A 21,472-nucleotide genomic window follows, 5' to 3' on the forward strand; every position below is an offset into this window, starting at 1 on the left:
CTTACTCATCAGTTGATCTCTCGGGGTTCTCCTCAGCGGAGCCCCGTCTCTCTGTCGCGATCAGCTCGTTCAGCCACCGCACCTCGCGTTCGACCGATTCGAGCCCGTGACGTTGCAGTTCGAGCGTGTAGCTGTCGAGGCGCTCCCTGGTGCGGGCCAGGGCGGTGCGCACGCTGTCAAGGCGTTCCTCCAGGCGGCTGCGGCGGCCTTCGAGGATCCGCAGTCTCACCTCCGCCTCCGTGTGCCTGAAGAACGCGAAGTGGACGCCGAAACTCTCGTCCTCCCACGCGGACGGCCCTGCCTGCGTCAGCAGGTCCTGGAGCCGTTCCTTGCCCTCCGCGGTCAGCTTGTAGACGATCTTCGACCGGCCCCCGACGATCGCGGCGGGCGCCGGCTGCTCCTCAACGATGAGGCCCTGTTCGAGCAGTGAGCGCAGACAGGGGTAGAGCGACCCGTAGGAGAAGGCGCGGAACATGCCCAGCAAGGCATTGAGCCGTTTGCGCAGCTCATAGCCGTGTAGCGGCGTCTCGTGCAGCGACCCGAGCACGGCCAGCTCCAGCACTCTGCCCTGTCCGCTGGCCACTGGAACCGCCCCCTCTCACGTCGATGTATCGAGCCGATACATCCCGATGATACGTCGCGCCGCTATATCGCCGCAATTAACGACTTTGCCAAGGCGTTGGGAGGATTCAGCAAAACGCCGTAGTCTGGCGCTCATGTGGTCACAGGGAAAGGTGGTGGACTACGGCCTTGCCAAGGGGGCGGTGGTCGACTTCCCGCACCCCAGGCGTACGTCGCCTGGGGATTTTCGTGACGCACAGCCAGACCTCCTTCCCGCGGCGCGCCACTTCGGCGAACCGACCGAACACCTCTGCCCGGTGTGCGAGGGGGAGAACGTCACCAGCGTGACCTACGTCTCCGGGGATTCCCCGTGGCGCCATGCCGGTGAGGCAAAGGTCGCGTCGGAACTCGCCGATATGGCCCATGATTACGATGAGTTCCGGGTGTACGTCGTCGAGGTCTGCCAAGGTTGTTCCTGGAACCACCTGACGGTGTCGTTCGTCCTCGGCAACGGACCGCCGGACCGCGTCGGGCGACCGTAGAAGACCGAGGACGGCGAAGGAGCCCCACGCCCATCCGCCGTGCTATCCGACGACGTTGTGAGGACGTGTGAGTAACAGCAGCAATGAGGGGACGGGTCGGCCTGGAAGGCGCCGTCGCTCCAACTCATCCCGTTCTGTGCCCCAAGAGACCTCGCCGCAAACCGGCGAAGCGGGCTGGGGGGCGGCACAGCCTCAGCGTCGGCCGGAAGCCGCGTACGAGCAGACCGGCGCGATGGCCGCCCAGCCATACGCGGGTCCCCAGCAGCCGGGCATGCCGCAACCAGGCCCCCAGCAGCAGCCGGGTCCGGGCGGTCCTGGCCCCCGCCAGCCGGGCCGGCGCGAGGCCGCGCCGCGCGAGCCGGGGCAGCGGCGCCAGGGCAGCCGTGAGGGTTCGCGTTCGCGCGGCGAAGGCGAATACGACACCCGCGCCCGCAGCAACCAGGAGACCATGATCAGCGACGCGCCCAGGCGGGCGCGCGGGCGAGGCTCCGGCGGACCTCAAGGGCCTGGCGGCCCCGGTGGTCCCGAGGGTCCCGAGCGGCCCAAGGACGAGCGGCCGAAATGGCGCCGCTTCATCCCCAGCTGGAAGATCGTCATGGCCTCGATGACGGTCCTCGCGGCCGGCATCTTCGGCATGATCGCGGTGGCCTACGCCAACACCCCGGTGCCCGACGAGAACGACACGCAGGCCGGAGCGACCGCACAGGGCAGCACTGTCTACTACTCAGACGGCAAGACGGTCATCGCCAAGCTCGGCACGCCCCGGAAAATCATCCCGTACGAGCAGATGTCCGAGAAGCTCAGGGATGCCACGGTGGCCATCGAGAACGACACGTTCTACGAGGACTCCGGCATCTCCATCTCCGGTATGGCCCGCTCGCTGTGGATGACCGCGACAGGCCAGCAGTTGCAGGGCGCCTCGACGATCACCCAGCAGATGGCCCGCGGTTACTACGGCGGCCTCAGCTCGGAAGTCTCCATCAAGCGCAAGGTCAGCGAGATCTTCATCGCGGTCAAGCTCAACCAGACGAAGCCCAAAGAAGACATCCTGAAGACCTACCTCAACACCGTCAACTTCGGCCGGGCCTATGGCGTCGAGGCGGCAGCCCAGGCGTATTTCGGCCCGAAGAAGCATGCCTCGAACCTCACCCTGTCGGAGGCGGCCTACCTCGCCGCGCACATCCAGACGCCGAGCTGGGGCTCCGAGGACCCCGCGCTCAAATTCCGCTGGAAGACCGTCCTGGACTACATGGCCAAGCAGTGGCCGGACAAATACGCCGCGGAAGCGAAGACGGCGGAGTGGCCCAAGATCAAGAAGTCCAACACGGACAGCGCCTACGCGGGTCTCAACGGCTACATGCTCGAGGCGGTCACCCGGGAACTCGAGGCGCGCGGCATCACCATGGACGCCATCAAGAGCAGCGGCTACGAGATCGTCACCACCTTCGACAAGAGACTCATGCAGGCCGCCAAGACCGCGGTGCTGGAGTCGACGAGGGGCAAGTCGAAGGAGTACCACACCAGTCTCGCCGCCGTCGACCCCAGGAACGGCCGCGTGGTGGCCTTCTACGGAGGCACTGACTACCTCAAGGATCCGTGGAACGAGCCCTTCGACTCGGCCAAGCAGGCCGCCTCCGCGTTCAAGCCCTACGTCCTGGCCGCGTGGCTGAAGGCCGGGAAATCGCTCAGCAGCTATGTGCCGGGCAGCGTGACGGTGCCGAAGGTGCTGCCTGGACAGCAGCCCGGCGGATTCAAGAACAGCCACAACGTGGGCGCCTCGATCGACGTGGTCAAGGCGACCGCGCAGTCCGTCAACACCGCCTATGTGTCGATGGCGTACGCGCTGCCCGACAAGCTCGACGACGTCAAGAGTCTCGTCGAGGCGGCCGGGTTCAGCGAGAAGCGCATGGAGCAGGACGTCAAGGACCATGGCTTCGGGTTCGCCATCGGCAGCGCACCGGTGACCGCCGTGGAGCAGGCGGCCGGATACTCGATCTTCGCCAACGCCGGTAAGTACACCAAATATCACGTGGTGAAGGAGATCAAGCTGAACAAGCAGGTCGCCTACCCCGAGCAGAAGTCCTCCAAGAACGTGATCAGCCCCGAGGCCGCCGCCGACGCGACGGTCGCCATGCAGGAGGTGCTGCGCAGCGGCACCGCGCAGGGCAAGGGCCTGGGCAACCGCCCGGCGGCGGGCAAGACCGGCACGAACAACGACGAGAAGGAAGCCTGGTTCGTCGGTTACACCCCGCAGCTTTCGACGGCGGTCGGGATGTATCGCGAGATATGCCTGACAAAGACTGGCAAGACCGTCCAACCCATCAACTCGAACTGCCCCAGCACCCCGCATGGCAGGCCACCGGACAAGAAGTACAACGCCAACAAGCCCTACACCACGGCGAAGGAGACCACGCTGGGCTTCGAGGGTGCGGACACGCCCACGACGATCTGGCGCGCGTTCATGACCGCCGCACTCCAGAACAAGCCGGTCGAGCAGTTCCCCACCAGGGCCGACATCGGACAGCCCGAGAACATCGTGCCGAGCCCGACGCCCACGCCGACGGCGACTGAGGACCCGTCGCTCGAGGACCCCAACGCCAACTGCGGCGTCGTGCCGCCGTGCACCGGCGACGACCCCGACCAGATCATCACGGTCGACCCCAACCAGAACGGCCAGCCGCAGGACGACGGCGGCGGTTTCGACGGGCGGGGCCGCCAGAGCCAGGGGTCCAACCCGGTCATCGTTCCCGGACCGATGCCGAGCAGACGCGAGGACTGGTGAACTCGAGCACCGAGGTCCGCCCACCGCTCATGAACCGGGCCGTGCCGTACCTTCCCCTGGGGCTGTTCGCGGCCCTGGGGGCCACGCTCGCCTACATCGTGCGGCTGCCCTGCCGCACGGGCGGGTGGAACGACCAGGTCTCGACGTACCAGAACTTCTGCTACACCGATATCTACCCGCTCTACTTCGACCGGCAGCTGGCGACGCAGAACCCCTACTTCGCCGACGTGCCCTTCGACAAGCACGTCGAATATCCGGTGGTCCTCGGCGAGGTCATGCAGGTGATCAGCTGGATCGCCCGCTGGCTGGAGCGCGACGTGGTCGCCCAGGCGGTCAGGTTCTACGACATCACCGTCATCCTGCTCGGCGTCTGCCTGGTGGCCGGCGTGCTGCTGATGGCGGCGGTGGCGGGACCGACCAGGCGGTGGGACGCGCTCTGGTACGCGCTCGCCCCTTCGATCGTCCTGGCCGCCTACATCAACTGGGACCTGGTCGCGGGCGCGCTGTCGATGGGCATGCTGCTGGCCTGGGCCCGGCAGCGGCAGGTGCTGGCCGGCGTGCTGCTCGGCCTGGCGATCGCGACGAAGTTCTACCCGATCATGTTCGTCGGCGCGCTCCTGCTGCTCACCATGCGCACCGCGCGATGGCGGCCGTTCCTCGTCACGATGGGCGCGACCGCCGGCTCCTGGCTGGTGGTCAACGTGCCGTTCATGGTGCTGGCCTGGGACGGCTGGCGCCGGTTCTACGTCTTCTCCGAGGAACGCGGCGTCGACTGGGGCTCGCCCTGGCTGTTCTTCCAGAACAAGGGCTGGCCGATCCTGGGTGACACCGACGTCAGCCGCCTGGGCATGGTCTCGCTGGGCCTGCTGTGCCTGGGCATCGCGGCCCTCACGCTGATGGCGCCGCGCCGGCCGCGGCTGGCGCAGATCTGCTTCCTCGCGCTGGCCGCGTTCATGATGACGAACAAGGTGTGGTCGCCGCAGTTCGTCCTGTGGCTGGTGCCCTTCGCGGTGCTGGCCAGGCCCAACTGGAAGCCGATCGCGCTCTGGCAGGTCGCCGAGATCTGGTATTTCTGCGCGATCTGGCTCTATCTGCTCTCCCAGTCTCCGGTCAGCCGTCCCGACCTGGGCATCGGCGACAACACCTACTTCACCGCCGTATGGGGACGGGTTCTCACGATCGCCATCATGATGGCCTTCGTGGTACGTGACATCCTGCGTCCCGACAAGGACGTCATCCGGCAGACCGGCATCGACGACCAGGCCGGGGGCGTCTTCGACGGGGCCCCGGACCGGTTCACCCTGCGCCCGGCCTAGCCATGATCACCCGCTCGGCCGACCGCGACGCGACGCTCCTCTGGTTCGCCTCGCGCGGCGGGCTGCTGGTGGCGACCCTGCTCGGCGTCGCGCTGCACGACTACGTGGGCACGTGGCGGAAGTGGGACGCCGGGCTGTTCATCACGATCGCCGAGCACGGCTACGACGGCGATCCCGGCAGGCCGCCGGACGCCGGGCTGCCCGCGTTCTTCCCCGGCCTGCCGCTGGCGATGCGGGTGGTCCACCTCGTGGTGCCGGACTGGACGGCCTGCGGGCTGATCGTCTCGCTGGTCGCCGGTCTGGTGGCGGTGGTGGCACTGGCCAGGCTGACGGAGTTCGAGGGCGGCTCGGGGTGGGCCGCGGTGGCCGGCCTGCTGTTGTTCCCGATGGCGGTCTTCCTGGTCGCCGGCTACAGCGAGGCGCTGTTCCTGGCGTTCGCGATCCCCGCCTGGCTGGCCGCCCGTCAGGGCCGCTGGCCGCTGGCCGCCGCCCTGGCCGCGGGCGCCTCCTGCGTACGCATCACCGGGCTGTTCCTGGCGGTCGCGCTGATCGTGGAGTTCCTCACCAGCAGGCAGCCCATCCGGCGGGCGCCGTGGCTGCTGGTCCCCTTCCTGCCGCTGGTGGCGTACTCCTTCTTCCACTACAGCCGTTCGGGGGACTGGCTCGCCTGGAAGCACGCCCAGGAGGCCGGGTGGGGACGGCAGATGGTGTGGCCGTGGCAGGCGTGGAGCACCACGTGGCAGTCGGCCATGGGCACGGGTGACTTCGCGATCGCCTTCCGCATGGAGCTGGCCGGTGCGGTGGTGGCCGTGGCCGCGCTCGTCTGGCTGCTGGTCATGCGCCGGTGGAGCGAGCTGGTCTACACGGGGTTACAGGCGGGGGCGCTCATGACCTCGGCGTACTACCTGTCGATCCCGCGCTCGCTGCTGCTGTGGTTCCCGCTGTGGGTGGCGTTCGGTCGGCTGGTGGCCCGCCATCCATGGGTGATGGTGGTGTACGCCCTGGTGGCGGGGCCGCTCATGCTGCTCGATGTGGTCCGCTTCCTGAGCGGCGCCTGGGCAGGATGATCTCCATACCCACTTTCAGGACTCGGTAATCCAGGGAAGTTATCCACAGGCTGTGTGTATTCGCTAGAGGTTCTTCCTCAGGAACGCGATGTCGTCGGCCTGACCATCGCCGGGCGTCTCCACCACGATGGGCGCGGCCGCCGCGCGGCAGACCGCCAGGATGAGCTCGGGGTCGATCTTCCCGTTGCCCAGGTTGGCGTGCCGGTCGGCACCGGAGTCGAACTCGTCGCGCGAGTCGTTGCAGTGCACCAGGTCGATGCGGCCGGTGATCGCCTTGACCCGGTCGACCAGGTCGAGGAGCTCCTCACCGCCCGCGTGCGCGTGGCAGGTGTCGAGGCAGAAGCCCACGTCGAAGCCGTCGAGGGCGTCCCAGAGCCGGGCGATGCGGTCGAGCCTGCGGGCTATCGCGTTGTCGCCGCCCGCGGTGTTCTCGATCAGCACCGGGATCGGGCACTCCATGCGCTCGAACACCTTGCGCCAGTTGTCGAACCCGATCTGCGGGTCCTCGTTCTTGTTCAGATGGCCGCCGTGCACGATCAGGCCCTTGGCGCCGAGCCCGGCCGCCGCCTCCAGGTGCTGGGCGAGCAGCTTGCGGCTGGGGATCCTGATGCGGTTGTTGGTGGTGGCCACGTTGATCAGGTAGGGCGCGTGGATGTAGATGTCGACGCCCTCGACCGGCTCGGCCGGCAGCACGGGCTTCTTGTAGCCCTGTGGATCGCCCAGGAAGAACTGCACCACCTCGGCCCCGATCGCGGCCGCGTGGGCGGCTGGGTCGTCCTGACCTACGTGAGCTCCGATGCGCACCATGTCACGAGCTTATCCGTTTGGAGCAGAGGGCTCAGGGAAGTCGCCAGGCGCCCCCTACGCGAGGAGAACGATATGACGCGCTGGCGCTGGCGCTCACTGATCTTCTTAATCTGGGTTCTTATCGGCATCTATGTGGCCTGGGTCTACCACTACATCACCCCGGGGATCCTCCGGAACATCGCCGAGGCGCTCCTCGCGGTCTTCCTGTGGTTCCTGGTGCTGCTCGGCGTGGATCTACATATCGGTAAATAGCCTGAGACGAACGGTCCCGGCCCGGCCGGGACCGTTTCGCGGCTTTACGGGAGGAAGCCGCCGTGCGCGATGCCGAGCGCCACGCCGACGAACGACGCCACCAGCCCGATGATGTTCAGCGAGCGCTGGGGCGTGGTCACCGAGACGTATTGCGAGTAGAGCCCCATCCCGAATCCGAGCGTGCCGAACCACGCGGAGATCGGGTGGGCGGCGACGAAGAACGTCGAGATGAAGGCCACCAGCCCGCACACGAGCGTGGCGACGGCCAGGACGTTCTCGATCGGGTGCGGCGCCCCGTCGCTGTTGAGCGTGAGTCTGAACCGCTGGGTCTCCGGAGGTTGCAGGATGTGCGGCACTAATGTCACCCCCATGGGTTTCCTACAGGTCCTTCCCATCCGCGAGCGGCTGGTAACCTGGTCAAGCTGCGTTGTGATGGGTGATCCATCAGCCTGAGACGCCGAAAGGGGCGTCCGGGTCCTGACGTCAGCGTCCTCCTGTCACGGCAGAGTGTCGTGACCGCAAGAGTCCAGAGGAGGTTGGAGTCCCGCATGCGTCGTTACGAAGTAATGGTCATTCTGGACCCTTCGCTCGATGAGCGCACTGTGGCGCCGTCCCTCGACCAGTTCCTCACCGTCGTCCGCAACGACGGCGGCACTGTGGAGAAGGTCGACGTCTGGGGCCGTCGCCGTCTCGCCTACGACATCGACAAGAAGTCGGAAGGCATCTACGCCGTCATCGACCTGTCCGCGGAGCCCGCGACGGTCAAGGAGCTCGACCGGCAGATGAACCTCAACGAGGGCATCCTGCGCACCAAGGTTCTCCGCCCCGACGTGCACTAAGCAGCCGTTGCCCGGCTTTTTTGTCGGGCGGCAGCCGTACTCTGAGCCGTAACCAAAGCGAAGGCGTGCAGGAAGGCGAGCGCAAGCCATGGCAGCAGGCGACACCGTAATCACCATCGTCGGCAATCTTGTCGACGATCCGGAGCTGCGCTTCACCCCCACGGGTCAAGCCGTGGCTCGATTCCGCATCGCGTCCACTCCGCGGTTCATGGACCGCCAGACCAACGAGTGGAAAGACGGCGAAAGCCTCTTTCTGACCTGCAACGTGTGGCGGCAGGCGGCGGAGAACGCCGCCGAGAGCCTCCAGCGTGGCATGCGGGTCATCGTGCAGGGGCGGCTCAAGCAGCGGTCTTACGAGACCAAGGAAGGCGAGAAGCGCACGGTCTACGAGGTCGAGGTCGACGAGGTCGGCCCGTCTCTGCGTAACGCCACGGCCAAGGTCAACCGCACCACCCGTCAGGGTGGCGGCGGTGGCGGCGGCTTCGGCGGCGGCCCGGCCGACGACCCGTGGGCCTCCGCGTCGCCCGCTCCGCCCCAGGGCGGCGGCGGTTTCGGCGGCGGCGGCGGTGGCGGCTACCAGGGCGGCGGTCAGCAGGGCGGCTCCGGCGGTTTCGGCGGCGGCGGCAACGACTTCAGCGACGAACCGCCTTTCTAATTCCAGTTCACCAGCCCGAGTCCATTCCCGCTTGACGGCGGGGCTCTGAAAGGAGCACCACGATGGCAAAGCCGGCACTGCGCAAGCCCAAGAAGAAGGTTTGCCTGTTCTGCCACGACAAGATCTCCTACGTCGACTACAAGGACACGGCTCTGCTGCGGAAGTTCATCTCCGACCGCGGCAAGATCCGGGCCCGCCGGGTGACGGGCAACTGCACCCAGCACCAGCGTGACGTGGCGACCGCGATCAAGAACGCCCGTGAGGTGGCCCTGCTGCCTTACACGAGCACCGCGCGCTAGGGAGGACTGTCGATATGAAGCTCATCCTCACCAACGAGGTCTCCGGCCTCGGCACCCCTGGCGACATCGTCGAGGTAAAGGACGGCTACGGCCGTAACTTCCTCATCCCGCGCGGCTACGCCATGCGCTGGACGCGTGGCGCCGAGAAGCAGATCGAGTCCATCAAGAAGGCTCGTGACGCTCGCGAGATCCGTGACCTGGGCACGGCCAAGGAGGTCGCCGGCCAGCTCGGTGCCCTTCGCGTCCGCCTGGTCACCCGCGCGGGCGACTCCGGTCGCCTGTTCGGGTCGATCACCACGGGTGACGTCGCCGAGGCCGTCAAGGCCGCCGGCGGTCCCATCCTCGACCGCCGTCGCATCGAGATCGTCAACCCGATCAAGAGCGTCGGCTCGCACAAGGTCAGCGTCAAGCTGCACCCCGAGGTCTCGGCGTCGGTCGACGTCGAGGTCGTCGCCGGCTGACGACTCTCAGCCTCGCCGCTGCCCCCTCTCGCCTGCGAGAGGGGGCAGCGCTGTCTCTATGGCCGGTATGGGTGCAGGTGGGGGACATGGTGCACCAACCCGCAGCGTAAGATTTGCTCGTTCTTCCCGCGCCCCTTCCCTGGAGGCCCCAGCCATGGCCCGACCCTCGATGCTGCTGGCCCTTGGCGTGCTTGCGGCGGCGGCCGTCGCCTGCGCCCCCGCCGACACTCCGCCGAGCGCCGCCCCGCTCAGCCCCACGGCGTCCACCGCGTGCACCAAGGACCAGCTCAAGCTCGTCAACGCGGGCAAACTGACGATCGCCACCGACAAGCCCGCCTTCGAGCCGTGGTTCAAGGACGACGACCCGAGCAACGGCCAGGGCTTCGAGAGCGCGGTCGCGTTCGCCGTCGCGGGCGAGCTCGGCTTCGACCGCACCGAGGTGCAGTGGAGCACGGTCAAGTTCGACTCGGCCTTCGCACCGGGTGCCAAGCAGTTCGACTTCGACATCAACGAGGTCTCGATCACCCCGGACCGGGCCAAGGCGGTCGACTTCAGCCACGGCTACTACACGGTCAAGCAGGCCATCGTGGCCATGGGGGACGGCAAGTTCGCCGGCGCGAAGAGCCTGGCCGAGCTCAAGGACGCCAAGATAGGCGTACAGGTCGGCACTACCTCCCTCAACGCGGTCAAGGAGGTCATCAAGCCCGGTGCCGAGCCCAACGTCTACACCGATCAGATCGACGCCGTCAACGCGCTGAAGAACAAGCAGGTCGACGCGATCGTCGTGGACCTGCCCACGGCCTTCTATGTGACGGCCGCGCAGGTCGAGAAGTCGAAGATCGTCGGCCAGTTCAGCTCGACCGGCGGCACGCCCGAGGAGTTCGGCCTGGTCATGGAGAAGGGCAGCGCGCTCAAGCCGTGCGTCGACAAGGCCGTCGACGCGCTGAAGTCCAAGGGCGAGCTGACCAAGATCGAGCAGCAGTGGCTCAGCGCGGCCGCGGGCGCGCCCGAGCTGAAGTGAGCGAGCCTTCTGTGAGCGAGCCTTCAGCGGGTGAGCCTTCAGTGAGTGAGAGCGCTGTGGTCTGGGTCAAGAGCGAGCGGCAGCTCGAACGCGAGCGGGTCCGCAGGTCGCGGGCCCGGCGCTCGACGTCCATCGCCGGGGCCTCGACGATCGTCTTCCTCGTCCTGGCGGTGGTGGTGGTCACCCACTCGCCCGGCTGGCCGCGGGTGCGGGAGTCGTTCTTCAACCCGGAGTGGTTCGTCAAGGCGCTGCCGGAGGTCCTGACCGGGTTCCTGCTCAACATCAAGATCTTCCTGATCGCGGAGCCGCTGATCCTGCTCGTCGGCGTGCTGGTGGCCTTGGCCAGCACTGTTACGGCGCCCGCCTTCTTCCCGATCCGGGCGCTGGCCACGCTCTACACCGACATCTTCCGCGGCGTGCCGACGATCCTGGTCATCTACCTGGTCGGCTTCGGGTTGCCCGCGCTCAGGCTGCAGGGCATTCCGACGGATCTGGCCACGCTCGGCATCATCGGCCTGACGCTCTCGTACGGCGCGTACGTGGCCGAGGTGTTCCGGGCGGGCATCGAGTCGGTCCATCCCAGCCAGGTGGCGGCGGCCCGCTCGCTCGGTCTGAGCCACGCCAAGGCGATGCGCTTCGTCGTGCTCCCGCAGGCCACTCGCCGGGTCGTCCCGCCGCTGCTCAACGACTTCATCTCCCTGCAGAAGGACACGGCGCTGGTGGCCACCATCGGGCCGCTGGAGGCGCTGAGGCAGGCGCAGATCATCGCGGCCAGCAAGTTCAACTACACGCCTTACCTGGTGGCGTCGCTGCTGTTCATCCTGCTCACGATCCCGATGGCCCGCTTCACCGACCACCTGGCCGCCCGTACGAGAAGGAGGCGCGGATGAGCCTGCTGACCATCGACGGGGTGTGGAAGAACTTCCGCGGCCACAGCGTCCTGCGCGGCATCGACCTGGAGGTACGCCCGCACGAGGTCGTCAGCCTGATCGGCGCGTCAGGGTCGGGCAAGTCCACGCTGCTGCGCTGCGTCAACCTGCTGGAAACCGTCGACGACGGCGTCATCCACCTCGACGGGCAGGAGATCACCGATCCTCGGGCGAACGTCGACGACGTACGCAGGCGGCTGGGCATCGTGTTCCAGGCGTTCAACCTGTTCCCGCACATGACGGTGCTCGACAACATCACGCTCGCGCCCCGGCGGGTGCACGGGGTGGCCAAGGCCGAGGCGGAGGAGCAGGCGGGCGAGCTGCTGGGCAGGTTCGGGCTGGCGGACAAGGCCCGCTCCTACCCCGACCAGCTCTCCGGCGGCCAGCAGCAGCGGGTGGCCATCGTCCGCGCGCTGGCCACCAAGCCACGGCTGATGCTGCTCGACGAGGTCACCTCGGCGCTCGACCCGGTGCTGGTCGTGGAGGTGCTCCAGGTCATCAGGGAGCTCAAGGACTCGGGCATGACGATGATCCTGGCGACGCACGAGATGGGCTTCTGCCGCGACATCTCCGACACGGTGTGCTTCCTGGAAGGCGGGGTCATGCTGGAGAAGGGCCCACCTGAGATGATCTTCACCGATCCGGAGCACGCCCGTACGAGAGACTTCCTGAGAGCCGTACTGGACTCCGGACGGCTCTAGCGGGCCCCCACGAACGTTCACCGGGTATCCGCTTCCCCGAAGTTCCCGGGACCCCGACCACGACGGACCGCTTCTCCCCCCAAGGGGCTCCCTCCCTAAGAACCTCAGCCACGACGGACCGTTTTCGTCCGTCCCCCGGAGCCCTTCCTGGGAGCCTCAACCACGACGACCCGTTTTCGTCCTCCGCCGGAAGGGACGTCCCCTCTTGGGGCCCTAGCCACGGAGGACCGTCTTCCTCCCGCTCCCCTGGAGGGGGTTCCTTCCTGGGGGCCTCGGCCACGTGGGACCGTTTCGTCCGCTCCCACGGAGGGGGTGTCCCCTTGGGGCCCTAGCCACGGAGGACCGTCTTCCTCCCGCTCCCCTGGAGGGGGTCCCTTCCTGGGGACCTCAGCCACTACGGACCGTTTTCATTCGCCCCCTGGAGGGGGTCCCTTCCTGGGGACCTCAGCCACTACGGACCGATTTCATTCGCCCCCCGAAGGGGGTATCCCTCCCGAAGGACACCAGCTACCACGGACCGTCACAGTGATTGAGACGGTCGTGACAAACCACCCCGGGCTTAACGCCGATGGCGCCCTCTGGCGTGGTTCAGGGGAGGCAGCTCGGGCTGGGCCAGCAGGCTGTGGCGCCGACCGTACACAAGATAGACGAGCAGCCCGAAAGCCATCCACAGGACGAACCACGCCCAGGTGAGCACCTGCAGATTCACCATCAGCCAGAGCGTCGCCACCAGGGACAGCGCGGGCAGCAGCGGCGAGAGCGGGACGCGGAAGCCGCGGTCGAGGTGCGGCATCCGGCGCCGCATGACGATCACGCCCGCCGCGACGAACATGAACGCGAACAGCGTCCCGATCACCACCAGCTGCTGCAGCGTGAACACCGGCACGAGCTCGGCCAGCAGGATCGCGATCACTCCGATGAGCAGCGTGACCCGCGTGGGGGTGTGATATTTGCGGCTGATCGTGGCCAGACGGCGCGGCATCAGGCCGTCGCGGGCGATCGAGAACAGTACGCGCGTCTGCCCCACGATCAGCACCAGGATGACCGTGGTCAGCCCGAGCACCGCGCCGATGTCGATGACGTGCGCCATCCAGTCGACACCCACGACGCGGAACGCGCTGGACAGCGGCGAGTCGGGGGAGATGCCGGTGTAGGGGATCATGCCGACCATGACCACGGCCACCGCGAGGTAGATGACCGTGGCGATCACCAGGCTGCGGATCATGCCCTTGGGGATGGCCCTGGAGGCGTTCACGGTCTCCTCGGCGGCGGTGGCGACGACGTCGAAGCCGATGTACGCGAACGCGATGGCCGACGCCGCCGCGAACACCCCGAACCAGCCGAACGCGTGACTCTGCCCCACGACCACGTCGAGCACGGTCGCCGCTGGGCTGGTGGTGGGCTTCGGCTCGGTGTAGAGGTCGCCGAAGTTGGCCACTTTGACGTACCGCGCCCCGACGACGATGACCGCACCGATGGCCAGCAGCTTGGCCGCCACCATCACCCACAGCGCCCGCAGCCCGACCCGCGCGTTGAGCGCCACGACGCTCGTCAGCACCACCAGGATGAACAGGACGAACACGTCCTCGACCACGTTCTGGTACGGCAGGCGCACCCCGAACCCGGTGATCGCCCGGACGGTGATCAGCGCCCACGCCCTGGCCACCACGGCGACGGCCAGTTCCAGCTCCAGGATCAGCGCCCAGCCGATGATCCACGCCCATACCTCGCCGAAGATGACGTAGGTGAAGGTGTAGGCGCTGCCCGAGGTCGGCATCGTGGAGGACAGCTCGGCGTAACACAGGCAGGCCAGCAGGCAGGCGATCCCGGCGATCATGAACGACAGGATCACCCCGGGGCCGGCCATGGTCGCGGCCTGCTGCCCGGCGATGCTGAAGATGCCCGCGCCGATCATCACGCCGAGCCCGAGCACGACCAGATCGGCGGGCCGGTAGAGCTCGGAGAGGCTGTGGCGCGCGCCTGTGCGTAACCCGGTCGCCGCTTCGGGCGGCAGCCGCCGGAGGATCGTGGACAAAGGCACACCCCGCTCAGGGAACCCGCCCACAGTGCCGCACCACACGCGTAACAGCAAGCACGGGACGATTACGCCCCGGTCACCAGCCATGCCGTACCGAGCGCCCTTTGTCTCAGTGTGATCAAACGTGCGATCATCCACACCCCGAGCGCGCACCAGAGTGCGACAATGCCGAATCCGGAGGCGAGAAAGGCACACGGCAGGTACGCGAGCGTCGTCCACAGGGCCGCCCACGCGAGGTAGCGCTGGTCACCCGCGCCGATCAGCACTCCGTCGAGCACGAACACCACGCCGCACACCGGCTGGAACAGCGCCACCGGCCAGAGCACGGCCAACAACTGCTCGGTCACCTGTGGATCGGCGTCGAACAGGCCGGGCAGCAGCGGCCGGGCCGCGACGACGAGCACGCCGAGCACGAACCCCGACCAGAGGCCCCACTGCACCATGCGCCGGGTCGCGGCCCTGGTGGCGGCCACGTCTCCGGCGCCGAGCGTACGGCCGGTGATGGCCTGGCCGGCGATGGCGATGGCGTCCAGGGCGAAGGCCAGCAGGGTCCAGACCTGGGTGGCGATGGCGTACGCGGCCAGCTGGGCCTGGCCCATCCTGGTGGCCACCACGGTCGCCGCGATCAGCACGACGCGCAGGCAGAGGGTCCTGATGAGCAGCGCGAAGCCGGCCGTACCCGCCTGCTTGACGCCCGCCAGGTGAGGCGTGAGCGATATGCCGAGCCGCAGCGCGCCCTTGGCCACCACGACGAGGTAGACGGCCGCACCCAGCGTCTGAGCCAGCACGGTGCCCCAGGCCGAGCCCGCGATGCCCCAGTGCAGCCCGAGGACGAACCACGCGTTCAGCCCCGCGTTGAGCGCGAACGAGCCCACCGCGACGGTCAGCGGCGTGACCGTGTCCTGCAGGCCGCGCAGCACGCCCGTCCCGGCCAGTACGACCAGCATGCCGGGCGCGCCGAGCAGCGAGATGCGCAGGTACGTCGTAGCCTGCCCGGCCTGCTCCGGGGCCGCCCCGAACAGCCCGACGATCGGCGGGGCGAGCGGCCAGCAGACCGCGATGAGGGCGGCGCCGATGGCCAGCGCGAGCCAGATGCCGTCCACGCCACTGCGCATCGCCCTGGCATGATGGCCCGCACCGCTCTGGCGGGCCACGGACGCCGTCGTGCCGTATGCGAGGAAGACACAGAGGTTCACCACCGTGGCCAGGATCGTGCCCGCGACGCCCAGGGCGCCCAGGGCGGTGGTGCCCAGCCCGTGCCCCACGATGGCATAGTCGGCGAGCAGGAAGAGCGGCTCGGCGACCAGCGCGCCGAACGCGGGCACGGCCAGGCGCAGAATCTCCCTGTCCTGCGGCGTAATGGGCATTTACCTATTATGGCCATTACACGGCGTGTCGGGCCAACTTTCTTTCCTCCACAGCCGGTGGACAAAGTTTCCGCAGGTCAAGAGGGATGCTGTGGATTGTGGACAGAGTTATCCACAGCTCCGTCCACAGTTGTTTCACACCCTGAGCCGAATAGTGCACAGCTTGACCACAGGGTTGTCCACAGGCCGCGTTGCCGTCTCACCGCGAACCCGCGAAACTGTCACACCGGTCGACTACAAGTGGGGGTGGTGCGACCGCCTGCAAGGTGTTGAGGGGGCGCGGTGAGCATTGACGAAGAGGGCGGCGCAGGCCCGGGGTTCGAACGTACGCCGCCCAGCAACATCGAGGCGGAGCAGTCGGTTCTGGGCGGAATGCTGCTGTCCAAGGACGCGATCGCGGACGTGGTGGAGCTCATCCGCTCCGACGACTTCTACCGGCCCGCCCATCAGATGATCTATGACGTCATCACCGATCTCTACGGCCGCGGCGAGCCCGCCGACGCCGTCACGGTCTTCGACGACCTGCAGAAGCGCGGCGAGATGGCCCGCGTCGGAGGTGCCGCCTACCTCCACACGCTGACGGCCGTCGTCCCCACCGCGGCCAACGCCGGCTACTACGCGAAGATCGTCCGCGAGCAGGCCATCCTCCGCCGCCTCATCGAGGCCGGCACGCGCATCGTCTCCTTCGGCTACGGCGGCCAGAACGAAGAGGTCGACGACCTGGTCGACCGCGCGCAGGCGGAGATCTACAAGGTCACCGAGCGACGCACGTCCGAGGACTACGCGCCACTGGCCGACATCATGCCGGGCGCCCTCGACGAGCTGGAGGCCATCGGCAGCCGCAGCGGCCAGATGGTCGGCGTGCCGACCGGCTTCCAGGACCTCGACCAGCTCACCAACGGCCTGCACCCGGGCCAGATGATCGTCGTCGCCGCCCGCCCGGCCATCGGCAAGGCGCTGGCGCTCGACACGCCGCTGCCCACCCCAGCGGGCTGGACGACCATGGGCGAGGTCGCGGTCGGTGAGTGGCTCCTCGGGGCCGACGGCAGGCCGACGCGGGTGATCGCGGCCACCGAGGTCATGCATGGCAGGCCGTGCTACGAGGTGGAGTTCAGCGACGGCACGGTGATCGTCGCGGACGCCGGGCACCAGTGGCGGACGGCGCACGGCGTGCTGACCACGGAGGAGATCTTCAAGGCTGAGGGCGGGGCGGCCCACGCGGTCGCGGTGTCGGCGCCGTTCGCGCTCGACGAGCGGGAGCTTCCCGTGTCGCCGTACGAGCTCGGTGTCCGCCTCGGTGACCTGAGCAGCGCCGATCCGGACAAGCACATCCCCTCGCCCTACCTGCGCGCCTCAGAGGGACAGCGACGCGACCTGCTGGCCGGCCTGCTCGCCTCGGACGGCTTCGTCGGGGAAAAGGGGCGGATCCTGTTCGGGGCCGCCGTGGCGAGTCGGCGGCTCGCTCATGACGTGCGCGAGCTCGTCCTGAGTCTCGGTTACAACGCCACCACCATGCACGCCGACCAGGGCTACTCGCTCGACTTCACCACTGAGGACCGCTCCATCGTGGACGTACGCCCGGTCCCCTCGCAGCCGGTCCGCTGCGTCGAGGTGGACAACGCCGACCACCTCTACCTGGCGGGCAGGACGTGCGTCCCCACCCACAACAGCACCTTGGGGCTCGACTTCGCCCGCTCCGCGGCGATCAAGCATGGGATGACCACCGTCATCTTCTCGCTGGAAATGTCGCGCAACGAGATCACGATGCGTCTGTTGTCGGCCGAGGCGCGGGTGGCGCTGCACAGCATGCGCTCGGGCAGCATGGGCGACGACGACTGGACCAGACTGGCCCGGCGGATGAGCGAGGTGGCCGAGGCGCCGCTGTTCATCGACGACTCGCCCAACATGTCGATGATGGAGATCCGGGCCAAGTGCCGGCGCCTGAAGCAACGCAATGACCTGCGCTTCGTGGTCATCGACTACCTCCAGCTGATGAGCTCGCCGAAGAAGACCGAGAGCCGCCAGAACGAGGTCTCGGAGATCTCCCGTGCGATCAAGCTGCTGGCCAAGGAGCTGGAGGTGCCGGTCATCGCGATCTCCCAGCTCAACCGAGGCCCCGAGCAGCGCACGGACAAGCGGCCCGCGGTCAGCGACCTGCGCGAGTCCGGCTGCCTGACCGCTGGGACCCGCCTTTTGCGGGCGGATACGGGTGTGGAGATCACCCTGGGAGAGCTCCTCGAATCGGGAGCGCGTGACATCCCGGTGTGGTCGCTCGACGAGCGCCTGAAGCTGGTGCCGAGGACGATGACGCACGCGTTCCCCAGCGGGACAAAGGAAGTCTTCCGGGTACGGCTGGCCTCAGGTCGCGAAGTGGACGCGACGGCCAATCATCCCTTCCTCACCTACGACGGCTGGCGCGCCCTCGGGGACATAGGCGAAGGCGTCAGAGTGGCCGTCCCCAGGCATCTGCCTGCCCCCTTGAACGTGGTGCCCTGGGCTGAGGGCGACCTGGTCCGGCTCGCACATCAGCTCGGCGACGATTCCTCAGCGACGCAGGCGGAAAAATCCATGCCATCAGGGGTCTTCAGCCTGCCGAAAGCGCAGCTGGCCCTTCTCCTCGGGCATCTATGGGCAGCCGACGGATCCATCACTGACGCCAGGATCTCTTACGCGACGGCCAGCCAACGTTTGGCGCGCGACCTGCAACTCCTGCTCTTGCGTTTCGACATCAAATCGCGGCTGCGGTCGGCAGGAAACACCCCTGGCCGTCCGCAATGGACGCTCGATGTCGCCGACGTCGATGATCAGTCGCGATTCCTCAGGAAGATCGGTGTCCACGATGCGGTGGCGGCCAGCGCTCTCGCCCATCTGGAAAGGACGAAACCGGCCGACCGCTTGGACACGATTCCCTCGGAAGTCTGGACGCGAGTCCGCGAGGTGATGATCGACCAGCCGAGCCTGAAGGTCATCCGGCCTTCTGGGCAACGCCTAGGGAAGATCGCGGGCGTGCTGGAGCATGCGGACCTGGAGATGCTCGCGACCAACGATGTGTTCTGGGATGAGATCACCTCGGTTGAGAGCCTGGGCGAGCTGGAAGTCTACGACGCGACTGTGATGGGGACGCATAACTTCCTCGCCAACGGCATCCACCTGAAGAACTCCATCGAGCAGGACGCGGACATGGTCATCCTGCTGCACCGCGAGGACGCCTACGAACGGGAGTCGCCGCGGGCGGGCGAGGCCGACCTGATCGTAGCGAAGCACCGAAACGGCCCCACGGCGACCGTCACGGTGGCCTTCCAGGGCCACTACAGCCGCTTTGTCGACATGGCCCAGCACTAGCCTCGGGCTTGCCGGGCGGTCATGCCGCCTCGTCCGTGGGATCGGGAGTGGGCGCCAGTCGCATGCTGCCGGGCTGGGCCTTCTCGTCGGGGAAGACCCACTTCCGGAACGCCCAGAAGCGGAAGACCATGGCGATCAGCGTGCCGATGATCTGCGCGCTCATGAAGTCGGCGATCTCCTGGGTCACCAGGCTCACATCCGGGGTCTCCAGGTGAAACGCGTACCGGGAGATCCAGAGCGGCGCGGAGCTGAGCACCAGACCGACGCCACTGACCAGGAAGAACAGCGCCGCCTCGTGACGGCGCTCGCGGCCGCCCCTGGTCCGGAACGACCATTCGCGGTTCAACACGTAGGACACGATCGTCGCCACGAGCACCGCGATGATCTTCGCCGTCACCGGCTTCGGTTCCAGAATGGTGAGCTTCAGCCCGTAGAACACCGTGTTGTCCACCAAGAACGCTGTGCCACCCACTATCGCGAACTTCAGGAGCTCGCGGTGCTTCAGCGTAAGGGCGTGCAGCGGGTCCGGTAATCTTTCGAGCACTGCTTTTGCTATTCGGAGCACCCTCGATCTTCTCACCGATCCGACATCGCAGAGCGTATCCAACGGGATTCCCGGACACGACAGGTCTTACCCCCGGAGGAGGTCCCCTCGTAGGGACTCAGGCCACCACGGACCTGCTTCTACTTCACCCCCGGAGGGGGTATCCCTCCAAGGGGACCTCAACCGCTACGGACCGTCACAGGGATTGAGACGGTTGTGTGACGAACCGCCTGAGGAGCCGAGGCTCCGCGATTCCGTGAGCATGAAAGGTGGGGCTGGCCGGTTCAATAGCCGATGGTGAAGCGCCGCTGGACGAAGTGCGGCAGTTCAACCTCGTCGACGATGGCGACGGCGGCGTCCTCCGAGGAGATTCGGCTGCGTCCGTCGGCGTCGAGGACCGGTTGGTCGCCACCGATCCGGAAGCGGCCGGTGCGCTGGCCGGGAGCGATGTCCTCGGCCGGGCTGAAGTAGGTCCAGAGCCGGTTGGACGTGCGCAGGACGTTCAGGGCGTCCCGATGCCCGCGTACGGCGGCGGCGTACTCCCTCGGCAGCCCGATCTGATCGAGGGTCTCGTGCAGGAGTTCGTCGGAGTCGGCTCGTACGAGGCCAGGCTCGATCTCCAGGCTGCCGGCGCCGCCGATCACGATCAGCCGTGTTCGGGGGTGACTCTCCAGCGCCTTGAGCAGCGCTCGGGCGGCGGTGGCGTAGACCGTGGGATCGGCGATCGAACGCGACACGGTGTCGGCGAAGTCGTCGGCGGCGTTGCCAGGCTGGAATCCGCTGATCAGGACGTCCAGACCGGGCAGGATCGCGGCGATGCTTCCGGCATCGAGGACGTCGACGCTCTTCCAGACGATGTTCTCGCGCTCTTCGCTGATCCGGGTGGCGTCGCGGCTGAACGCTGTGACGTGATGCCCCCTGTGGAGGGCTTCGGTGACGACGCGGCTTCCGATGCCGCCCGTGGCTCCGATGATGCCGATGCGCATGGGTCTCCCTATGTGTTCGCTGTCAGACGCGTGTTTCGCTGTCAGACGCGACGAGACTATACGGCGTGAAGTTTTTATACGGCAAGCAGTCTAGTGACGCTGTAGAGTGGCCGCTGTGGGAAGCACGGGAGGACGCCGCGAACGGCTGCGGGTCGAGACGACGGCGGAGATTCAGCAGGTCGCGCTCAGGCTGATGGCCTCGGGCGGACCCGACGCGATCACATTGCGGGCCATCGCCCGTGAGATGGGCATGACCGCCAATGCGATCTACGGCTACTTCGCCACCCGCGACGATCTGGTCACGACGCTGATCAACGAGGTCTACACCGCGCTGGCCGACGCCGTGGACGCCGCATGGGCCAAGGCCCCGGCCGCGCGTCCGGCCACTCGCATCCAGACGTGGGCGCGCGCCTTCCGGGACTGGGCTCTGGCCAATCCCGAGGGATTTCGCCTCATCTATGGCGACCCCGTGCCCGGCTATCAAGCTCCCGAGGGCGGCGCCGCCCCGGACGCCGCGCATAGGGTCTGTACGGGCATCGCCGCCCTGGCGGATGCCGCCTGGCCGCACGCCCAACGCCTTTACGCGCACAGCGACTTCCAATGGTCCGACTTCGACGGCGGGCTTCTCGGTAAAGTCCGCCCGGCATTCCCCACCCTGCCGCCGGCCGGCGTGGCACTCGCGCTGCGCATCTGGGGCCACCTGCACGGCCTAGTGTCACTGGAGATCTACGGACACCTGCGCACCCAGACGATCAGTCCCGACAAGCTCTTCCAAGAAGAACTGGCCCAGCTCGTCCGGTCACTTGGCCTCGAATCCGAGGCATGACCCGCGACGGTCGTCGCCGCCGCAGCTCGACGGCGGTTCGCAGGCCCTCGGCGGCGTGGCCGGGCGGCATGCGCAAGTCCTGTCGTCGAGCGGGACTGACGACCGTGACGAGCGTCGGGCCGCCCGGATGACAAGCC

The 21,472-nt window shown here is 67.5% G+C and carries 21 protein-coding genes; 14 read left to right on the plus strand and 7 right to left on the minus strand.

Translation table 11 applies throughout. The features are described from left to right. Position 1 precedes the first annotated feature (1 nt). Positions 2-583, minus strand: a complete 582-nt coding sequence (locus tag ACIBO2_RS19290; protein ID WP_358534378.1) for a PadR family transcriptional regulator — start codon at positions 581-583, stop codon at positions 2-4. A gap of 133 nt (positions 584-716) precedes the next feature. Between ACIBO2_RS19290 and ACIBO2_RS19295 the strand changes: the two genes are divergently transcribed. The 4 genes from ACIBO2_RS19295 (at position 717) to ACIBO2_RS19310 (ending at position 6,268) form a co-directional block, all read left to right on the plus strand. Then, positions 717-1,103 carry a DUF5318 family protein gene (locus tag ACIBO2_RS19295; RefSeq protein ID WP_397298192.1) on the plus strand — a complete coding sequence of 129 codons (387 nt, stop codon included), beginning with the start codon at positions 717-719 and terminating at the stop codon, positions 1,101-1,103. A gap of 232 nt (positions 1,104-1,335) precedes the next feature. Then, positions 1,336-3,885: a transglycosylase domain-containing protein gene (locus ACIBO2_RS19300; RefSeq protein ID WP_358534382.1), complete on the plus strand. Its 2,550-nt coding sequence runs from the start codon at positions 1,336-1,338 to the stop codon at positions 3,883-3,885. After that, complete coding sequence (locus tag ACIBO2_RS19305) at positions 3,882-5,201, plus strand: glycosyltransferase 87 family protein (protein WP_358534384.1); 1,320 nt, start codon at positions 3,882-3,884, stop codon at positions 5,199-5,201. The genes ACIBO2_RS19300 and ACIBO2_RS19305 overlap by 4 nt, the downstream gene beginning before the upstream one ends. Before the next feature lie 2 nt (positions 5,202-5,203). Further along, entirely contained in the window at positions 5,204-6,268 is a 1,065-nt protein-coding gene (locus ACIBO2_RS19310) for a mannosyltransferase family protein (protein WP_358534386.1), read from the plus strand. A 63-nt stretch (positions 6,269-6,331) separates the two neighbouring features. On the opposite strand, the gene ACIBO2_RS19315 is transcribed toward ACIBO2_RS19310, so the two are convergent. Further along, positions 6,332-7,075 carry a deoxyribonuclease IV gene (locus tag ACIBO2_RS19315; RefSeq protein WP_357938123.1) on the minus strand — a complete coding sequence of 248 codons (744 nt, stop codon included), beginning with the start codon at positions 7,073-7,075 and terminating at the stop codon, positions 6,332-6,334. A 72-nt stretch (positions 7,076-7,147) separates the two neighbouring features. Here ACIBO2_RS19315 and ACIBO2_RS19320 point away from each other — a divergent pair, with 72 nt between their 5' ends. Beyond that, entirely contained in the window at positions 7,148-7,327 is a 180-nt protein-coding gene (locus tag ACIBO2_RS19320; RefSeq protein WP_225300943.1) for a hypothetical protein, read from the plus strand. Between the two features lie 44 nt (positions 7,328-7,371). Here the strand turns inward: ACIBO2_RS19320 and ACIBO2_RS19325 are convergent, their stop codons facing one another. After that, positions 7,372-7,698, minus strand: a complete 327-nt coding sequence (locus ACIBO2_RS19325; RefSeq protein ID WP_357938121.1) for a hypothetical protein — start codon at positions 7,696-7,698, stop codon at positions 7,372-7,374. A 177-nt stretch (positions 7,699-7,875) separates the two neighbouring features. On the opposite strand from ACIBO2_RS19325, the gene rpsF reads away from it, so the two are divergent. The 7 genes from rpsF (at position 7,876) to ACIBO2_RS19360 (ending at position 12,232) form a co-directional block, all read left to right on the plus strand. Then, positions 7,876-8,166 (plus strand): 30S ribosomal protein S6, encoded by a 291-nt coding sequence (gene rpsF / locus ACIBO2_RS19330; RefSeq protein WP_026214314.1) that lies wholly within the window; start codon positions 7,876-7,878, stop codon positions 8,164-8,166. Positions 8,167-8,254: 88 nt separating this feature from the next. Continuing rightward, a complete protein-coding gene (locus ACIBO2_RS19335; protein ID WP_358534388.1) occupies positions 8,255-8,821 on the plus strand; it encodes a single-stranded DNA-binding protein in 567 nt (188 codons plus the stop codon). A 62-nt stretch (positions 8,822-8,883) separates the two neighbouring features. Then, on the plus strand, positions 8,884-9,120 hold the full coding sequence (gene rpsR, locus ACIBO2_RS19340; RefSeq protein ID WP_020543048.1) for a 30S ribosomal protein S18: 237 nt from the start codon (positions 8,884-8,886) through the stop codon (positions 9,118-9,120). 14 nt (positions 9,121-9,134) lie between these two features. Beyond that, positions 9,135-9,581, plus strand: a complete 447-nt coding sequence (gene rplI / locus ACIBO2_RS19345; RefSeq protein WP_225300946.1) for a 50S ribosomal protein L9 — start codon at positions 9,135-9,137, stop codon at positions 9,579-9,581. Positions 9,582-9,735: 154 nt separating this feature from the next. After that, a complete protein-coding gene (locus tag ACIBO2_RS19350; RefSeq protein WP_358534390.1) occupies positions 9,736-10,602 on the plus strand; it encodes an ABC transporter substrate-binding protein in 867 nt (288 codons plus the stop codon). 41 nt (positions 10,603-10,643) lie between these two features. After that, the gene (locus tag ACIBO2_RS19355) at positions 10,644-11,492 is read left to right on the plus strand and encodes an amino acid ABC transporter permease (RefSeq protein ID WP_358534392.1); all 849 of its coding nucleotides are present in this window, start codon (positions 10,644-10,646) and stop codon (positions 11,490-11,492) included. Then, positions 11,489-12,232 (plus strand): amino acid ABC transporter ATP-binding protein, encoded by a 744-nt coding sequence (locus ACIBO2_RS19360; protein ID WP_358534394.1) that lies wholly within the window; start codon positions 11,489-11,491, stop codon positions 12,230-12,232. Before ACIBO2_RS19355 ends, ACIBO2_RS19360 begins: the two co-directional genes overlap by 4 nt. A gap of 559 nt (positions 12,233-12,791) precedes the next feature. Here the strand turns inward: ACIBO2_RS19360 and ACIBO2_RS19365 are convergent. Together ACIBO2_RS19365 and ACIBO2_RS19370 are read right to left on the minus strand one after the other, a co-directional pair. After that, positions 12,792-14,273, minus strand: a complete 1,482-nt coding sequence (locus ACIBO2_RS19365; RefSeq protein WP_358534832.1) for an amino acid permease — start codon at positions 14,271-14,273, stop codon at positions 12,792-12,794. Positions 14,274-14,335: 62 nt separating this feature from the next. Next, entirely contained in the window at positions 14,336-15,637 is a 1,302-nt protein-coding gene (locus ACIBO2_RS19370) for an MATE family efflux transporter (protein WP_358534396.1), read from the minus strand. A 282-nt stretch (positions 15,638-15,919) separates the two neighbouring features. Between ACIBO2_RS19370 and dnaB the strand changes: the two genes are divergently transcribed. Continuing rightward, entirely contained in the window at positions 15,920-18,979 is a 3,060-nt protein-coding gene (gene dnaB / locus ACIBO2_RS19375) for a replicative DNA helicase (protein WP_397298199.1), read from the plus strand. 19 nt (positions 18,980-18,998) lie between these two features. Here dnaB and ACIBO2_RS19380 read toward each other — a convergent pair whose 3' ends face one another. Beyond that, the gene (locus ACIBO2_RS19380) at positions 18,999-19,523 is read right to left on the minus strand and encodes a GtrA family protein (protein WP_358534398.1); all 525 of its coding nucleotides are present in this window, start codon (positions 19,521-19,523) and stop codon (positions 18,999-19,001) included. Positions 19,524-19,807: 284 nt separating this feature from the next. Continuing rightward, complete coding sequence (locus ACIBO2_RS19385; protein ID WP_397298201.1) at positions 19,808-20,509, minus strand: NAD(P)-dependent oxidoreductase; 702 nt, start codon at positions 20,507-20,509, stop codon at positions 19,808-19,810. A 115-nt stretch (positions 20,510-20,624) separates the two neighbouring features. On the opposite strand from ACIBO2_RS19385, the gene ACIBO2_RS19390 reads away from it, so the two are divergent. After that, positions 20,625-21,335, plus strand: a complete 711-nt coding sequence (locus tag ACIBO2_RS19390; RefSeq protein ID WP_358534402.1) for a TetR/AcrR family transcriptional regulator — start codon at positions 20,625-20,627, stop codon at positions 21,333-21,335. Positions 21,336-21,472 lie beyond the last annotated feature (137 nt).

It is taken from the genome of Nonomuraea sp. NPDC050022 (assembly GCF_044460705.1).
Taxonomy (GTDB): Bacteria; Actinomycetota; Actinomycetes; order Streptosporangiales; family Streptosporangiaceae; genus Nonomuraea.

What these genes read in the sequence shown, in the direction of transcription:
- rpsR (WP_020543048.1), top strand. Translation starts at nt 8,884, where the DNA reads ATGGCAAAGCCGGCACTGCGCAAGCCCAAGAAGAAGGTTTGCCTGTTC.
- ACIBO2_RS19360 (WP_358534394.1), top strand. Translation starts at nt 11,489, where the DNA reads ATGAGCCTGCTGACCATCGACGGGGTGTGGAAGAACTTCCGCGGCCAC.
- ACIBO2_RS19315 (WP_357938123.1), bottom strand. Translation starts at nt 7,075, where the DNA reads ATGGTGCGCATCGGAGCTCACGTAGGTCAGGACGACCCAGCCGCCCAC.
- ACIBO2_RS19370 (WP_358534396.1), bottom strand. Translation starts at nt 15,637, where the DNA reads ATGCCCATTACGCCGCAGGACAGGGAGATTCTGCGCCTGGCCGTGCCC.
- ACIBO2_RS19295 (WP_397298192.1), top strand. Translation starts at nt 717, where the DNA reads ATGTGGTCACAGGGAAAGGTGGTGGACTACGGCCTTGCCAAGGGGGCG.
- ACIBO2_RS19325 (WP_357938121.1), bottom strand. Translation starts at nt 7,698, where the DNA reads ATGGGGGTGACATTAGTGCCGCACATCCTGCAACCTCCGGAGACCCAG.
- ACIBO2_RS19300 (WP_358534382.1), top strand. Translation starts at nt 1,336, where the DNA reads ATGGCCGCCCAGCCATACGCGGGTCCCCAGCAGCCGGGCATGCCGCAA.
- ACIBO2_RS19320 (WP_225300943.1), top strand. Translation starts at nt 7,148, where the DNA reads ATGACGCGCTGGCGCTGGCGCTCACTGATCTTCTTAATCTGGGTTCTT.
- ACIBO2_RS19385 (WP_397298201.1), bottom strand. Translation starts at nt 20,509, where the DNA reads ATGCGCATCGGCATCATCGGAGCCACGGGCGGCATCGGAAGCCGCGTC.
- ACIBO2_RS19335 (WP_358534388.1), top strand. Translation starts at nt 8,255, where the DNA reads ATGGCAGCAGGCGACACCGTAATCACCATCGTCGGCAATCTTGTCGAC.
- rplI (WP_225300946.1), top strand. Translation starts at nt 9,135, where the DNA reads ATGAAGCTCATCCTCACCAACGAGGTCTCCGGCCTCGGCACCCCTGGC.
- ACIBO2_RS19310 (WP_358534386.1), top strand. Translation starts at nt 5,204, where the DNA reads ATGATCACCCGCTCGGCCGACCGCGACGCGACGCTCCTCTGGTTCGCC.
- ACIBO2_RS19350 (WP_358534390.1), top strand. Translation starts at nt 9,736, where the DNA reads ATGGCCCGACCCTCGATGCTGCTGGCCCTTGGCGTGCTTGCGGCGGCG.
- rpsF (WP_026214314.1), top strand. Translation starts at nt 7,876, where the DNA reads ATGCGTCGTTACGAAGTAATGGTCATTCTGGACCCTTCGCTCGATGAG.